Source organism: Roseovarius gaetbuli, assembly GCF_900172365.1.
GTDB lineage: Bacteria > Pseudomonadota > Alphaproteobacteria > Rhodobacterales > Rhodobacteraceae > Roseovarius > Roseovarius gaetbuli.
Genome location: NZ_FWFJ01000115.1, coordinates 1 through 1,338 on the forward strand (window position 1 = coordinate 1; position 1,338 = coordinate 1,338).

The 1,338-nt window shown below is 56.0% G+C and carries 1 protein-coding gene; it reads right to left on the bottom strand.

The window, feature by feature from the left end; genetic code table 11:
• Positions 1-54: 54 nt before the first annotated feature.
• Positions 55-1,269, bottom strand: coding sequence for an IS256 family transposase (locus ROG8370_RS19820; RefSeq protein ID WP_085828828.1), 1,215 nt, complete (start codon positions 1,267-1,269; stop codon positions 55-57).
• Positions 1,270-1,338: the final 69 nt, after the last annotated feature.

Below are 1,338 nucleotides of genomic sequence, written 5' to 3' on the forward strand. Positions count from 1 at the left end.
ACGAGAGTATCCGAAACTCTGTGTATGATGCTCAGCCCATGCGGTTGAAACGGATCATCTGTTGAACCGTTCTGGGTATATGATAGCGAACTGATTTCGGGCAGCAACCCATTCTCTGACACAGCGCCCCGCCTTCTCGAAGCTGCGGATCGCCAGGTAGATCAGCTTTGTTGCTGCGTCATCGGTTGGAAAGCTGCCGCGTGTTTTCGTGGTTTTCCTGATGACCCTGTTCAGGCTCTCGATCGCATTCGTGGTGTAGATGATTTTGCGCACTGCTGGCGGGAAGGCAAAGAACGGGATGACCTCTTGCCATGCGCGCCGCCATGAGGGTGCGATTGAGGGGTATTTCTGACCCCATTCGGCCTCGAAATCAGCGAGGGCTTTCTCTGCGGCAACATCATCGATTGCCTGATAAACGCGCTTGAGATCTCTGGCGACGTTCTTGCGATCCTTCCATCCACAGAAGTTCCGGGAATGGCGCACGAGATGCACGATGCAGGTCTGGACGGTCGCATAAGGGAAGGCCGCATTGATGGCGTCAGGGAAGCCTTTAAGGCCGTCCACGACGGCAATGAGGATGTCTTCGACGCCCCGGTTACGCAGGTTGTTCATCACTGACAGCCAGAATTTGGCCCCTTCGTTGTTGGCAATCCAAAGGCCCAGAACCTCGCGTTCGCCCTCTGGGGTGACGCCCAAGGCCACATAAACGGCCTTATTTTTGACCTGGCGGCTTTCCGCGTCGCGGATTTTGACCCGAAGCGCATCAAGGAAAACGATTGGATACATCGGCTCCAAGGCGCGGTTCTGCCAGTCTGAAACCTCAGCCAGAACGGCATCGGTGACGCGGCTGATAAGGTCGGCTGATACCTTCAGGCCATAGACTTCTTCAAGGTGGGCGCGAATGTCTCGGGTCGTTAGGCCTGCCGCATACAGACCAATAATCTTGTCATCCATGCCATCAATCCGGGTTTGACCTTTCGGGATCAGTTCCGGCTCAAAACTGCCATCCCTGTCACGCGGAATGTCGATGGGCACTGCGCCGTCATTGCTCTTGAGCACTTTGCGGGTCGCGCCATTGCGCCGGTTGGTCTGCTGACTGTCGGGCTCACCATGCGGTTCATAGCCCAGATGCTCGGTTAACTCAGCGCCCAGCATCCGCTCCATTAGGCGGACCTTGAGCTCCCTCATAAGGCCTTTATCCCCCAGCAGGTCTTCGGGCCGTTCAACGCCGCTCAGCAGCTCATCCAGTAGTTCCGTGGAAATCGTCATTGTCGTCATGCTCCTTCGTTGGTGAAGCATGGGCCAAATTACTCATACACAGAAGGTCGGACACTCTCG

Bases quoted from the DNA above. Each gene is read 5' to 3' on its own strand.
- ROG8370_RS19820 (WP_085828828.1), bottom strand. From the start codon at position 1,269: ATGACGATTTCCACGGAACTACTGGATGAGCTGCTGAGCGGCGTTGAA.